We start from the raw sequence: 12,663 nt of genomic DNA, 5'->3' as shown, positions 1-12,663 counted from the left end.
CCGACATGGGACGTCACCGCAAACCCGTAGGCCCGGCCCAGGGCCCCACCCTGCAAGCCCGCCGCAAGCTGGCGACGGGTCTCGCCGGAGCGAGCGCGCTGGTCGCCACGGTCCTCGCGCTCACCGTCGAACCGGCGTCGCCCCCCGCTCCCGACCGCGCACCGGCGGGAGTCCCGGCTCCTCAGGCGGCTCCCTGAGGAGGCAACCTCTGAAGACCCTCAACTCTCCCGGATTTCATGGACGGCATGATCACCCTCTCCATAAGGTCGCGACCATGCCCGACATATCTCTGACCACCGTCGTCGTCCTCTGCGTGGCCGCCCTCGCGGCCGGCTGGATCGACGCGGTGGTGGGCGGCGGCGGTCTGCTCCTCCTGCCCGCTCTGCTGCTCGGACTTCCCGGCTCGACCCCGGCCGCGCACGCCCTCGGGACGAACAAGGCCGTCGCCATCGTCGGCACGACCGGCGCCGCGGTGACGTACGTGAGGAAGACGCCCGTCGACGTGCCCACCGCCGTACGGATCGGGCTCGCCGCGCTCGCCGGGTCGATGGGCGGTGCCTTCTTCGCCGCCGGCATGAGCACCGAGGTGCTCAAGCCCGTGATCATGGTGGTGCTGCTCGGGGTCGGTGCCTTCGTGATCTTCAGGCCCGCCTTCGGCACGGCGCCCTCCGCCAAGCCCGCCTCGCCCCAGCGCATCCTCGCCGCCATCGGCCTCGCGGGCCTCGGCATCGGGTTCTACGACGGACTCATCGGACCCGGCACCGGCACCTTCCTGGTCCTCGCGCTGACCGCCGTGCTCCACCTCGACCTGGTGTCCGCCTCCGCGACGGCCAAGATCGTCAACTGCTGCACGAACGCGGGCGCCCTTGCGATGTTCGCCTGGCAGGGCGCGGTCCTGTGGCAACTGGCCGCTCTGATGGCCGTCTTCAACCTCGCGGGCGGCATGTTCGGCGCCCACACCGCCCTGAAGAAGGGCAGCGGATTCGTCCGCATCGTGCTGCTCACGACCGTGTTCGCCCTCGTCGCCAAGATGGCGTACGAACAGTGGCTCGCCTGAGGAGCCGGTACCTCTGGCCGATACCTCTCGCCGGCCCCCGCCCGTCAGCGCACGCTCGTCAGGTGCGCGAACACCACCACATTGCCCTGATAGCCCGTCTTCCTCGAATAGCTGCCGCCGCACGTGATCACGCGCAGCTCCGGCCGGTCCGCCGCCCCGTACACCTTCTCGTCAGGGAAGTCCTTCGCGTCGTAGACCTCGTTCGCGTCGACCGTGAACACGGCCACGCTGCCGTCCCTGCGCTCGATCTCGATGGTGCGGCCCCGGGTCAGGCCGCCCAGGTCGTAGAAGACGGACGGCCCGTCGGCGTTGTCGACGTGCCCCGCCACGATGGCGGTGCCGCTCTCGCCCGGCGTCGTCCCCGACTCGTACCAGCCCGCGAGGTTCGTCCTCTTCGGAGGCGGTACGTCGAGACTGCCCTGCCGCGTGAGTCCGAGCCCCATGAGGGGCGCGTCGACCCGGATCGCGGGGATCCGGATCCGGTCGGGCGGGGACGGGGGGAGCGCCGCTGCGGCCGACGCGCGTCCGGAAGGGGGATGCGCCGACGCGGCCTGCGCGGCGGACGGCTGGGGCGGGGGATGGGACGCGGTGCCGTTGTGCAGCAGCCATGCCCCGGAGCACAGGGCAAGGACGGTGACCGCGGCTATGGCGGAGTTGACGGTCTTCCTCCGGGCGGGCTTCCCGCCGGGGTCCCCGGCGGCGGGGTTCTTGGCGGCGGGGCTCCCCGAGTCGGGGCTCCCCGCGCCAGGACTGTTCCCGCTCGGGCTGTTCCTGCGCATCACTCGACTCGTCCCCCTCAGGGTTCGGGGAGGCCGGTCCCCGCTTCCCTCTCCGGATCCACGAGGGACAGGCGGACCCGGAGAGGGAGGGGGCTGGCGGTACCGGTGGACAGCGGAGGGTGTCCGTCAGATCCTGTCGCCTCTCGCCCGGCGGTGCAGGAGCCAGGTACCGCCCGCGGCGGCGACGGCAAGCGCCGCCACACCCGCCGCGGTCTGCACGGGATCGGGGCCCAGAGCGCCGCCGACCCCCGTCTTCACATGTCCCTTCGGAGCCACTTGCTGTTGCTCACGGGCGGCGGCGGTGGAGGTGATCGTCACGGACAGATCGCCCGCCACCTGCTTGCCGTCGGCGCCGGAACCGGAGCACTTCGCGACGATCTCGTAGGTGCCGGGCTGAGCCGATGGCGGCACCTTGAACTGACCGGTCGCGTTCTGCTCGTGGTCCTCGTCCGTGCTCGGCGCGAGCGTGAACGAGCCCGCGCCCACCGCGCTGGCATCGCCCGAAGCGGTTCCTCCGCCGCCGCACGCGGAGGTGCTCACGGTGACCGTGGAGCCGGGCATGACCGTGGCGGGATGGATCTCCAGGCCTCCCCCGGCGGCGATCACCGCGGCCGCCGCGGGGGGCGACAGGAGGCCCGCCGATGCGACGGCGAGCGCGGCAGTGGTCAGCAGGCGGGCTTTGCGCATCGTGCTTGCTCCTCCGAGGGACCTTCAGAGGGCACGGCCCGCGGCACCCCCAAGTGCCGCTGCGTCGGTCGAACCCCGCTCTACCGAGGTAAGTGGCACTCGGCGGCGCACGCCTCCTGAAGGTCTGTCAGAAACTCTGTGGTGGAGCGGCTCCTGACACTTCGACGGGAACATTCCAGCAGGTCACCCGGCGTGTCGCCGAGAAGTATCCGAAGGGGGTGCACGGCGCCTGTGAATGGGTGACCCGCGATCCCGGCGGGGCCTTTCCCGGGCACCCGCCGGACCCCGGCCAGACCTGAGTCCGCCTCAGACCGCGTCCCACGGAACGTCGGCGTAGAGCCCCGCCAGCGTCCCCATCAGCTTCTCGTCGACCGCGAACTCCGTGGCGTCGATCCGCCGCACCGGCGCGATGCCCCGCGCGCTCGTGACGAAGGCGGCCGCGTACGACGAGAGGTCCGCGAGCGTGACCGGGGCCCGGCGCGTGGGCAGCCCGGCGGCCGCGAGCCGCGGTTCGAGCAGCTGCATCGTGATGCCGGTCAGGCAGGGCGCGTCGGGCCAGACGATCCCGGAGCCGTCGTAGAAGGCGATGTTCGCGACGGCGCCCTCGCTGATCGTCCCGTCGGGCCCGGTGAGCAGCGCGTCGTCGAAGCCCGCGCGCCGTGCGAGCTCTCCGTGACGGGCCTGCCCGAAGCCGCCCAGGTGCTTGATGTGCGGGAAGGGCCGCTGGTAGGGGGCGGACCGCAGGGCCTGCGGGCTCTCGGACACCCCGCCCGGCGCCCGGACGGTGACCGTCACGGACGGCTCGCCCTCGGGTGCGTGGACATGGACACGTACGGAAGCGTCGGCGATGTCGTCGCGGAGCACGTGCCGGATGAGCGCGCGGACGTGTTCGCCGTCGAGCTCCCGGTCGAAGAGCTCGCGCGTGGCCGCGTCGAGCCGGTCCAGGTGCAGCGCGAGCCCGCGTGTCGCGCCGCCCCTGACCTGCATCGCGGTGAAGTGCCCGACCCCGCCGAGCGCGGGCCACAGCAGTCGGTCGGCGGTGGCGGCCCGGCCGTCGATCTCAAGGCGCTGCAGAGGCGCGGGAGTTGTCATGGGCCTCACGGTACGACGTGGGGTGAGGGCGAGTGGGGGGCCAGGGGAGCGGCGGACGAGGGCGGTGGCGACAGCGGGACAGCAGCCGGACGAGGCAGTCACACGAAAGCCGGACGGCGGCCGCGGGGCGGTCGGGCGACAGCTGGACGGCAGCCGGGCGAAAGCCGGACGGCGGCCGCGGGGCAGCCGGGCGACAGCTGGACGGCGGCCGCGGGGCAGCCGGGCGAAAGTCGGGCGACAGTCGGGCGGCAGCCGGACGGCGGCCGCAGGGCAGTCAGGCGACAGCCGGGCGGCAGCCGGGCGACAGCTGGACGGCGGCCGCGGGGCAGTCGGGCGACAGCCGGACGGCAGCGCGGGGCAGTCAGGCGACAGCCGGACGAGCTGCGGGGCAGCCGGGCGACAGTCAGGCGGCAGCCGGACGGCGGCCGTGGGGCGGTCGGGCGAAAGCCGGACGAAAGCTGGACGGCAGCCGCGGGGCAGCTGGACGGCAGCCGCGGGGCAGCCGGGCGACAGCTGGACGGCAGCCGCGGGGCAGCCGGGCGGCAGCCGTGTGCCGCACTCTCCGAAAGGGCCGCTTGACCTCAACCTAGGTTGAGCAACGAGGCTCTCCCCATGACCCAGAACACGACTGCCGCTGAATCCCCGTCCACCGCCACGTCCACCGCCCCGTTCGCCACGTCGGCGACCCCCGCCACACCCCTTCGCGTCGCCGTCATCATCGGAAGCAACCGCGAGGGCCGTTTCGGGCCGATCGTCGCCGAGTGGCTGCTTGCCCGGATCCGCGAGCACGCGGACTTCGAGGTGGACGTCATCGACCTGGCCGAATCCCATCTGCCGACCGCGCTCTCCTTCAACCCGTCGCCCGAGACACTCGCCGAACTCGGCAAGGTCACCCCGAAGCTGGCCGCCGCCGACGCCTTCGTGGTCCTCACCCCCGAGTACAACCACTCCTACCCCGCGTCCCTCAAGAGCCTCATCGACTGGCACAACGCCGAATGGCAGGCCAAGCCCCTCGCCTTCGTCTCCTACGGAGGACTCTCCGGCGGTCTGCGCGCGGTCGAGCACCTGCGTCCGGTCTTCGCCGAGCTGCACACCATGACGATCCGCGACACCGTCTCCTTCCACAACGCGGGCGGGCTCTTCGCCGACGACGGCACCCACAAGGACCCGACGGCCGCGAACGCCGCGGCCAAGTCGATGCTCGACCAGCTCCACTGGTGGGCGTGGGCGCTGCGCAGCGCCAAGGAAGTCCGCCCTTACGGCAGTTGAGATCCGGCGCGGCGCGCGGGGCTAGGCCTCCGGCAGGTGCACCGACGCCACGGCCCCGCCGCCGTCCTCCGCGTTGCGCAGCTCCACCCGCGCTCCGATCACCTGCGCCTGGCCGAACGCGATCGTCAGGCCGAGGCCCGTGCCCTGGCCGCGCTCGCGGGCGCCGGTCTGGAAGCGCTGCGGGCCGTCCTTCAGGAGGTGCTCGGGGAAGCCGGGCCCCTGGTCGCTGACCGTGACCACGGGTCCGGCCACCCGTACGTCGACCGAACCGGCGCCGTGTCTGCGGGCGTTGGCGACGAGGTTGGCGATGATCCGCTCAAGACGGCGCGCGTCGGTGCGTACGAGCGTGTCGTCAAGGCCGCACGCGGCCACGAACCGCACCGGGCACCCCGCCCGCTGCACGATCCCCTCGGTCAGCGTGCCGAGGGGATGCGCGTCCAGGTCGGGCCGCTCCACCTCCGCGTCGAGCCGCGCCACTTCGAGCAGATCCTCGGTGAGGGTGCGCAGGGCGAGGACCCGGTCGCGCACGAGTTCGGTGGGGCGGCACTGCGGAAGGAGCTCGGCCGCGGTGTGCAGACCGGTGAGCGGCGTGCGCAGCTCGTGGGCGACATCCGCGGTGAAGCGCTGCTCGGCCTCGATGCGCTGCTGCAGGGACGCGGCCATCGTGTCGACGGCTGCGGCCAGTTCGGCCACCTCGTCCTTTCCGCGCCTGCCGTCGCGGCCGCCCGGCGGTCGCGGATGGTCGATACGGGCGTCCAGATCGCCCTGGCTGATGCGGCGCGCGGTGGCCGCGGCGGTCCGCAGCTCACGGCTGAGACGGCTGGCGAGCGCGGCGCCGCCGAGCGCCGCGAGGATGACGACGACGGCGCCCGAGACCACCAGCTGCTGGTCGAACTCGGCCATCTCGGCGGCCTGTTCGGCCAGTGGCTCGCGAACGGAGAGCACATGGTCGCCGACCGGACGAGCCGCCCACACGACGGGATCGGCGGCGCCCATGTCGAGGTACGTGGTCCGCTGCCCGTCCAGGGCGGCGGCCCGCAGCGACGCGGGCAGGCCGGGCGCGTCGATGGCGGCCTCCGTGCCGTCGTCACCGGCGGTGTCGACCTGCCCCGTCAGCTCGTACAGCTGGCGCACCCGCACCAGCTGCGCGGTGGCCCCGGACCTGGCGCCCGCGGAGACCTGCTCGAGGCGCGCCTGGTGGACGAGGATCCCGATGGCGACCGCGACGACCGCGCAGCCGAGTGCGAGCAGCGCGGCGATCTTCCAGCGCAGACCGAGGGCGTTGAGCGCGCCGCGCGCTCGCCGGGCGATGCCCTTCACCTGTGTCCGTCCGCGCCGCCCGAGGGCTCGGTGGTGGGCCGCGGTGAAGGCGAGCCGCCTGTGTCCGGTGTCTTCTTGTAGTTCTTGATGTCGCTCACCGTGGACATCCGTACGCCGTCCCAGTGGAACCGCACGGCCTGGTCGCCTCCGTCCGCACAGGGGCTGCGCACCAGCAGATCCGGGCCGAGCCTCTCGATGCTCATGCGCTTCCCGGAGGTGAAAAGGACCGGGAAGACGCGGCCGTCGCGCTCCCGGTAGACGGTGAGGACGCTCCGTCCGCTCTCCGTGTCGGCGGCCACGAGCAGCTCGGGCCGCCCGTCGCCCGTCAGGTCCGCAAGGAGCGGCGGCCTGAGCCCGGCCCGGCCGGGGCGGTCGATCTCGCCGCGGTCGGCGAGCGGCTTCATCCGCGGGTCGGCCCGCAGGACATCACGGAAGTCCTCCTTGCCGAGCCCGCCCTTGCCCAGCTTCGGCAGCCCCTCCAGGGGTTCCGGTGGCGGCTGGCGGGTGGCGGCGTCGGCGCCGGGCGCCTTGGACGACGTACTGGACCAGGCGGGCCAGAGCGGTTCGGGGCGCGGCTGCACGGACACGGACGGCGCGGGCTCACCGGCGCCGAGCCCGTCCACGCTGCCGCATCCGGCCAGCACGACGGCCGCCGTGGCGGTGAGGACGGCGGCGCGGCGCAGGAGGCGGCGGTGGGGGCAGGTGAGGTTCATGGCTCTACCGACGGTAGGAAGCGTCCATCACGGAAACCGGGAGGTTGTGTAACAGCCAGGGGCGAGCGGGGTGGAAACGCCGAGATCGGGACCTTCGGCCTGTCCGGTGGCCCTTGCGAGAATCGGTGCATGACCTCCACGTACGAAGCCGGATCCGGACCCGAACAGGCCGCGGTGCTCACCGTCCTGACCACGACCGACACCGCCCGGAAGGCGCAGGATCTCGCGAGCGGCGCGGTGGCGGCGCGGGTCGCCGCGTGTGCGCAGATCGCCGGGCCCGTCGTCTCCGTCTACCGGTGGGAGGGCGCCATCGAGGAGGCGCGGGAGTGGCAGGTGCTGTTCAAGACGGCCGCCTCGCGGTACGAGGCGCTCGAGGCGTGGCTCACCGAGGCCCATGACTACGACACTCCCGAGATCATCGCGACGCCGGTCGTGCGGGGGAGTGCGGCGTACCTGGAGTGGGTGGAGCGGGAGACGGCCGAGTGACGCCGCAGGCGGACCGGCTGCCGTTCTTCGTGTACGGAACGCTGCGGCCGGGGGAGCCGAACCACGACGCCTTCTTGCGCGGCAGCGTCACGACGGAGGATCCGGCCCGGCTCGCGGGGGCGGTCCTCTACGAGGGGCCCGGCTACCCGTACCTGGTGGAGGAGCCCGAAGGCGGCCCGGTGCGCGGCGAGTTGATCACCGCGCGGCCGTCCGCGTACGAGCGGCTCCTCGCCGATCTCGACGTACTGGAGGAGTACGCGCCCGGCGACCCCCGCAACCTGTACGAGCGCGTGGTGCGCGAGGTGACCCTCCTGGACGGGGCGACGGCGCGGGCGTGGGTGTACGTGGCGGCGCCCGGGGTGGCGGCGAGGCTGCGCGCTTCGGGGACGGCGATCGGGGGAGGGGACTGGGCGTCGTCGAGGCCGCGGCGGTGAGGGGTTCGGGCGCGGGCGCCGAGAGCCGGGCCAGGGGGCGGATTGCGCAGCTCAAACGCCTGCGCACTCGATCCGGTGGACTCCGTCACCCGTGCGAGCGACGCAGGCGAACCGCATGATCGCGGAGAGTGGCGGCTGTGACACTCTCCGTGTGCACCAGTCGGTGCGCGAGTCGGTGCGTGAGCACCACGTCCTCAGCAGGAGTTGCCCCATGAGCCTTCGCCGTTCGCTGCCGGCCCTCGTCGGCGCCGTAGCCCTCACCCTCGGCCTCCCCGTGGCGGCCGCCGCGTCCGCTCACGCCCCGACCGCCGTCATGAACCCCTGCGGGTTCTACGAGACCGGCAGCGACGCCTTCTACAACCACTGCACGAGCGACGGCTCGAACGTGGTCATCCAGGTGCGGGTCGCCCTCGCCCCCGACTACGAGCGCTGTGTGGGTCCGGGCAACCACTGGCTGGGTTCCGCGAGCAAGATCCAGGGCGCGCACTACGTCGGACGCACCTGCTGATTCCCGTACGCGCATGACCGCGGGCCGGGGGCGAACCCCCGGCCCGCAGCCATGTCCGGTCGTCAGGCCCGCTCCAGCCGCACCGCGCACACCTTGAACTCCGGCATCCGCGACACCGGGTCGAGTGCGGGATTGGTCAGGGAGTTGGCCCGGCCCTCGCCCGGCCAGTGGAACGGCATGAAGACGGTGTCGGAGCGGATCGTGCTCGTGATCCGTGCCGGGGCGACGGCCCGGCCCCGCCGCGAGACGACCGTCACCGGCTCGCCGTCGCCGACCTCAAGGCGTGCGGCGAGCCGCGGATGCAGCTCCACGAAGGGCCCGGGAGCAGCGGAGTTGAGCTCGTCGACGCGGCGCGTCTGGGCCCCCGACTGGTACTGCGCGAGGACCCGCCCCGTGGTCAGGAGCACGGGATACTCCGCGTCCGGCTCCTCGGCCGCGCTCCGGTGCACCACCGGCACGAACCGCGCCCGCCCGTCCTCGGTCGCGAACCGGTCGAGGAAGAGGCGGGGCGTGCCGGGGTGCGCGGCATCAGCCTCGTCGTCCCGCGCGGCGTCCGCCTCGTCGTCCTGTGCGGGGCAGGGCCAGAACACCCCCTCGCCGTTCCCCTCCGTCAGCCGCGCGTACGAGATCCCCGAGTAGTCCGCCGCCCCGCCCGCGCTCGCCCGGCGCAGCTCCTCGAAGACCTCCTCCGGGTCCGTCGGGAAGCCCTTGCCGTGGCCGAGCAGGGCGGCGAGCCCGTGGAGCACGTCGAGGTCGCTCCGGACGCCGTCGGGCGCACTCACCGCCCGGCGGCGCAGCAGCACCCTGCCCTCCAGGTTGGTCACCGTCCCCGTCTCCTCGGCCCACTGCGTCACCGGCAGGACGACATCGGCCAGTTGGGCCGTCTCCGAGAGCACCACATCCGCGACCGCCAGGAAGTCGAGCGAGCGCAGCCGCTCCTCCACGTGCGCGGCGCGCGGCGCGGAGACGACCGGGTTGGAGCCCATCAGGAGCAGGGCCTTGATGTCACCGCCGAGCGCGTCGAGCAGCTCGTACGCGGAGCGGCCCGGGCCGGGGAGCGAGTCGGGGTCCACGCCCCACACCCCCGCCACATGCGCCCGCGCCGCCGGGTCCGTCAGCTTGCGGTAGCCGGGCAACTGGTCGGCCTTCTGGCCGTGTTCGCGTCCGCCCTGGCCGTTGCCCTGCCCGGTCAGGCAGCCGTACCCGGCGAGCGGGCGGCCCGCGTTGCCCGTCGCGAGGCAGAGGTTGATCCAGGCGCCCACCGTGTCCGTCCCCTTGGACTGCTGCTCGGGCCCGCGCGCGGTGAGCACCATCGCGGCCTCGGCGTCGCAGAACATCCGCGCCGCGTCCCGGAGCTGGGGCACGGGGACGCCGCTGATCCGCTCCACGTACTCCGGCCAGTGCGCCATCGCCGCCGCCCGCGCCTCCTGCCAGCCGCTGGTGCGCTCCTCGATGAACGCCTCGTCCGTCCGCCCCTCGGCCACCACCAGGTGCAGCAGGCCGAGTGCGAGGGCGAGGTCGGTGCCGGGGCGGGGCGCCAGATGGAGGTCGGCCTGCTCGGCGGTGCGGGTCCTGCGCGGGTCGATGACGATCAGCTTCCCGCCGTTTGCCTTCAGCTCCGTCAGGTACCGCAGCGCGGGCGGCATCGTCTCGGCGAGGTTCGAGCCGACGAGGATCACACAGCCGGTGCGCGGGATGTCCTCCAGGGGGAACGGCAGGCCGCGGTCGAGACCGAAGGCCCGCTGGCCCGCCGCTGCCGCCGACGACATGCAGAACCGGCCGTTGTAGTCGATCTGCGACGTGCCGAGCGCCACCCGTGCGAACTTCCCCAGGGCGTACGCCTTCTCGTTGGTCAGACCCCCGCCGCCGAACACTCCGCAGGCGTCCGCGCCGTGTTCCGCGCGCGTGCGGGACAGGCCCTCGGCGACCCGGCCGACGGCCTCCTCCCAGGTGGCCGGTTCGAGCCGGCCCGTGGCGTGGGATCGGACGAGTGGCTCGGTCAGGCGCACCCGGGAGGAGAGCACAGCGGGCGCCGTGCGGCCCTTGCCGCACAGCGCACCCGCGTTGACGGGGAACTCGGGACGCTCCACGACCTCCACCCCGCCGGGTCCTGTGGCCAGGCCCATCCCGCATTGCAGCGCGCAGTACGGACAGTGGGTCGGTGTCGCCTCGGTGTGCATGCGGACCAGCATCTGCCGGGCTTGTTACGCGCCCCGACGCGATCGCGTTACACACGCGGTAACCCGACCTCAGCAAGCCCCATACCCCGCTGTGAGCCGGTGGTGCCCCTTTAGGGGCGCGGGGAACGGCGCGAGGACGGACCACGCCCGGCACCCGGCGAACGAGCGCAAGAAGGCAGACGCGCCCCGTCAGGGGCGCGGGGAACAGCGCGAGGACGGACCACGACCGGCACCCGGCGGACGAACGCAAGAAGGCAGACGCGCCCCCGCTCAAGGCCCAGGGGCCAGCCTCAGTGCCCGGTCCACGCCAGGCTCCCGGGGCCCGAGGAAGCGCGGATCCGGTTGAAACGCCGCGTCCAGCGCCGCCTTGCCCGCGGCGAACACCTCCCGCGCGCCGCCGTAGTACCAGGTCGCGTCGTGCTTGGCGTCGACCCCGACGCCGTACGACGAGACGCCCGCCGCGCGGCAGAGCGCGACGGCCCTGCGTATGTGGAAGCCCTGGCTGATCAGCACCGCCCGGTCGACGCCGAACACCTTCTTGGCGCGCACGCAGGAGTCCCAGGTGTCGAAGCCCGCGTAGTCGCTGACGATCCGGCGGCCCGGCACGCCGCGCTCGGTGAGATAGGCGCGCATGGCGTCCGGCTCGTCGTACTCCTTGCGGCTGTTGTCGCCGGTGACGAGCACGACCTCGATCCGCCCCGCCTCGTACAGCTCGGCCGCCGCGTCGAGGCGGTGCGCGAGATACGGCGACGGCTCGCCCTTCCACAGCCCGGCGCCGAAGACGACGGCGACCTGCGTCCGCGGCACGTCAGCCGTAGTGTGCAGCCGGCCTTCCGCCGTCACGAACAGCCAGGTCGCGGGCAGCAGCGCCACCACGCAGACGGCCATGAAGCTCTGCACGGCCCGCCGCTGCCCCCGCCGCGTGCGCGGCAGCCGCAGACGGCCGAGCCGAGCCACACCTCTGCGGGCCAAGACGCTCACCTTGGACGGCCCGCTCGCCCCCGACCACCGCATCCACCCCGGCCGCTCCATCCAGATCCCCCGTGCCCCGATGCCGGATCCCCCCGATCCGATCACTGTGGACAACGGTAAGCGACCGCGCTGACAACGCCGGGCCGCCGCCGGTGAGCCAGGCCGAAAGGGCCCGTCACCGGCGCGCAACGCGACCGCAACGTGGCGCGGCCATCCTCGGTCCATGACGCCGTCGAACCCTCTTCGCGACGAGTCCGGCAGCACCCCTCTCGAAAGTACGGCGCAAATCATGGACCGGATCACCAGCCAGCTCGGCAGCCAGCTCACCCTCGTGTCGCTCGACGGCAGGCGCCGCAGCGCACCTCGCACCGCACCACGCACCGCACCGGCGCCCGCCCTCGTCGTGGTCGGCCACGGCAGCCGTGACCCCCGCGCTCTCGCCACCGTCACGGCACTCATCGAACGGGTCCGTGAGCTGCGCCCCGGCCTCACCGTGCGCCTCGGCCACATCGAGCTGAACGAGCCGCTGCTCACCGACACCCTCGCCGGGGCGACCGGCTCCGCCGTCCTCGTGCCGCTGCTGCTCGGCCGCGGCTACCACGTCAAGCACGACATCCCCGAGGCCGCAGCCGCCGCGCCGCACCTCGACACGCGGGTCGCCGCCCCGCTCGGCCCGCACCCCCTGCTCGTCGACGCGCTGCACGACCGGCTCGTCGAAGCGGGCTGGCCCACCCGGCTCGGCGAGGCGGACCGGCGCACCGCCGGAGTGGTCCTGGCCGCCGCGGGCTCCCGCGACCCGGACTCCGCCACGGACACCCGGCGCACGGCGGACCTCCTCGCCCGGCGGCTCGGCGTACCGGTGGTGCCCGCGTACGCGTCGACGACCACGGCCTCCGCGCTGAGCGTGCCCGCTGCGGTGCGCGCCCTCGCCGCCCGCGGCCGCCACCGCACCGCCGTGGCCTCGTACTTCACGGCGCCGGGCCGCTTCGCCACGCAGTGCGCCGACGCCGCCCCCTGGATCGCGTCGGCCCCGCTCGGCGCCCACCGGGCGATGGCCCGCCTCCTCCTGCACCGCTACGACACCGCCCGCGCGAGCGCCACACAGGTTTCGCCCCGTCAGCTGACGTCCGCGTGACCTCCGGCCGACGGTTGTCCGTCGGCCACCG

Annotated in this window: 14 protein-coding genes; 7 read left to right on the top strand and 7 right to left on the bottom strand. The window is 73.6% G+C overall.

Annotated elements, in window-relative coordinates:
• Positions 1–5 precede the first annotated feature (5 nt).
• Positions 6–197 (top strand): hypothetical protein, encoded by a 192-nt coding sequence (locus ABZ833_RS39990; protein ID WP_249590049.1) that lies wholly within the window; start codon positions 6–8, stop codon positions 195–197.
• 77 nt (positions 198–274) lie between these two features.
• Complete coding sequence (locus tag ABZ833_RS39985) at positions 275–1,057, top strand: TSUP family transporter (RefSeq protein WP_361057902.1); 783 nt, start codon at positions 275–277, stop codon at positions 1,055–1,057.
• Positions 1,058–1,101: 44 nt separating this feature from the next.
• On the opposite strand, the gene ABZ833_RS39980 is transcribed toward ABZ833_RS39985, so the two are convergent.
• From ABZ833_RS39980 to ABZ833_RS39970, 3 genes are all read right to left on the bottom strand, one after another.
• Positions 1,102–1,836: a class F sortase gene (locus tag ABZ833_RS39980; protein ID WP_361057900.1), complete on the bottom strand. Its 735-nt coding sequence runs from the start codon at positions 1,834–1,836 to the stop codon at positions 1,102–1,104.
• Between the two features lie 126 nt (positions 1,837–1,962).
• Complete coding sequence (locus ABZ833_RS39975) at positions 1,963–2,523, bottom strand: hypothetical protein (protein WP_361057898.1); 561 nt, start codon at positions 2,521–2,523, stop codon at positions 1,963–1,965.
• A 306-nt stretch (positions 2,524–2,829) separates the two neighbouring features.
• Positions 2,830–3,615, bottom strand: coding sequence for an aminotransferase class IV (locus ABZ833_RS39970; protein WP_361057896.1), 786 nt, complete (start codon positions 3,613–3,615; stop codon positions 2,830–2,832).
• 612 nt (positions 3,616–4,227) lie between these two features.
• On the opposite strand from ABZ833_RS39970, the gene ABZ833_RS39965 reads away from it, so the two are divergent.
• The gene (locus ABZ833_RS39965; RefSeq protein WP_361057894.1) at positions 4,228–4,884 is read left to right on the top strand and encodes an NAD(P)H-dependent oxidoreductase; all 657 of its coding nucleotides are present in this window, start codon (positions 4,228–4,230) and stop codon (positions 4,882–4,884) included.
• A gap of 21 nt (positions 4,885–4,905) precedes the next feature.
• On the opposite strand, the gene ABZ833_RS39960 is transcribed toward ABZ833_RS39965, so the two are convergent.
• Positions 4,906–6,204, bottom strand: a complete 1,299-nt coding sequence (locus ABZ833_RS39960) for a HAMP domain-containing sensor histidine kinase (protein ID WP_361057892.1) — start codon at positions 6,202–6,204, stop codon at positions 4,906–4,908.
• The gene (locus tag ABZ833_RS39955) at positions 6,201–6,917 is read right to left on the bottom strand and encodes a hypothetical protein (protein WP_361057890.1); all 717 of its coding nucleotides are present in this window, start codon (positions 6,915–6,917) and stop codon (positions 6,201–6,203) included. Before ABZ833_RS39955 ends, ABZ833_RS39960 begins: the two co-directional genes overlap by 4 nt.
• Before the next feature lie 129 nt (positions 6,918–7,046).
• Between ABZ833_RS39955 and cutA the strand changes: the two genes are divergently transcribed.
• The 3 genes from cutA (at position 7,047) to ABZ833_RS39940 (ending at position 8,345) form a co-directional block, all read left to right on the top strand.
• Complete coding sequence (gene cutA / locus ABZ833_RS39950; protein ID WP_361057888.1) at positions 7,047–7,403, top strand: divalent-cation tolerance protein CutA; 357 nt, start codon at positions 7,047–7,049, stop codon at positions 7,401–7,403.
• Positions 7,400–7,837 (top strand): gamma-glutamylcyclotransferase family protein, encoded by a 438-nt coding sequence (locus ABZ833_RS39945; protein ID WP_361057886.1) that lies wholly within the window; start codon positions 7,400–7,402, stop codon positions 7,835–7,837. The genes cutA and ABZ833_RS39945 overlap by 4 nt, the downstream gene beginning before the upstream one ends.
• Before the next feature lie 211 nt (positions 7,838–8,048).
• A complete protein-coding gene (locus ABZ833_RS39940) occupies positions 8,049–8,345 on the top strand; it encodes a DUF6355 family natural product biosynthesis protein (RefSeq protein ID WP_249590059.1) in 297 nt (98 codons plus the stop codon).
• A gap of 62 nt (positions 8,346–8,407) precedes the next feature.
• Here the strand turns inward: ABZ833_RS39940 and ABZ833_RS39935 are convergent, their stop codons facing one another.
• Together ABZ833_RS39935 and ABZ833_RS39930 are read right to left on the bottom strand one after the other, a co-directional pair.
• On the bottom strand, positions 8,408–10,525 hold the full coding sequence (locus ABZ833_RS39935) for a molybdopterin oxidoreductase family protein (RefSeq protein WP_361057884.1): 2,118 nt from the start codon (positions 10,523–10,525) through the stop codon (positions 8,408–8,410).
• 270 nt (positions 10,526–10,795) lie between these two features.
• Positions 10,796–11,497, bottom strand: coding sequence for an ElyC/SanA/YdcF family protein (locus tag ABZ833_RS39930; RefSeq protein ID WP_361057882.1), 702 nt, complete (start codon positions 11,495–11,497; stop codon positions 10,796–10,798).
• Between the two features lie 223 nt (positions 11,498–11,720).
• On the opposite strand from ABZ833_RS39930, the gene ABZ833_RS39925 reads away from it, so the two are divergent.
• Complete coding sequence (locus ABZ833_RS39925; RefSeq protein WP_361057880.1) at positions 11,721–12,632, top strand: sirohydrochlorin chelatase; 912 nt, start codon at positions 11,721–11,723, stop codon at positions 12,630–12,632.
• Positions 12,633–12,663 lie beyond the last annotated feature (31 nt).

Origin of the sequence: Streptomyces sp. NPDC047525, assembly GCF_040643025.1 — a bacterium.
GTDB classification, from domain to species: Bacteria; Actinomycetota; Actinomycetes; order Streptomycetales; family Streptomycetaceae; genus Streptomyces; species Streptomyces durmitorensis.
This window is presented reverse-complemented; position numbering and strand designations above follow the sequence as displayed.

What these genes read in the sequence shown, in the direction of transcription:
- ABZ833_RS39990 (WP_249590049.1), top strand. Translation starts at nt 6, where the DNA reads ATGGGACGTCACCGCAAACCCGTAGGCCCGGCCCAGGGCCCCACCCTG.
- ABZ833_RS39955 (WP_361057890.1), bottom strand. Translation starts at nt 6,917, where the DNA reads ATGAACCTCACCTGCCCCCACCGCCGCCTCCTGCGCCGCGCCGCCGTC.
- ABZ833_RS39985 (WP_361057902.1), top strand. Translation starts at nt 275, where the DNA reads ATGCCCGACATATCTCTGACCACCGTCGTCGTCCTCTGCGTGGCCGCC.
- ABZ833_RS39965 (WP_361057894.1), top strand. Translation starts at nt 4,228, where the DNA reads ATGACCCAGAACACGACTGCCGCTGAATCCCCGTCCACCGCCACGTCC.
- ABZ833_RS39940 (WP_249590059.1), top strand. Translation starts at nt 8,049, where the DNA reads ATGAGCCTTCGCCGTTCGCTGCCGGCCCTCGTCGGCGCCGTAGCCCTC.
- ABZ833_RS39970 (WP_361057896.1), bottom strand. Translation starts at nt 3,615, where the DNA reads ATGACAACTCCCGCGCCTCTGCAGCGCCTTGAGATCGACGGCCGGGCC.
- ABZ833_RS39925 (WP_361057880.1), top strand. Translation starts at nt 11,721, where the DNA reads ATGACGCCGTCGAACCCTCTTCGCGACGAGTCCGGCAGCACCCCTCTC.
- ABZ833_RS39935 (WP_361057884.1), bottom strand. Translation starts at nt 10,525, where the DNA reads ATGCACACCGAGGCGACACCGACCCACTGTCCGTACTGCGCGCTGCAA.
- cutA (WP_361057888.1), top strand. Translation starts at nt 7,047, where the DNA reads ATGACCTCCACGTACGAAGCCGGATCCGGACCCGAACAGGCCGCGGTG.
- ABZ833_RS39975 (WP_361057898.1), bottom strand. Translation starts at nt 2,523, where the DNA reads ATGCGCAAAGCCCGCCTGCTGACCACTGCCGCGCTCGCCGTCGCATCG.
- ABZ833_RS39980 (WP_361057900.1), bottom strand. Translation starts at nt 1,836, where the DNA reads ATGCGCAGGAACAGCCCGAGCGGGAACAGTCCTGGCGCGGGGAGCCCC.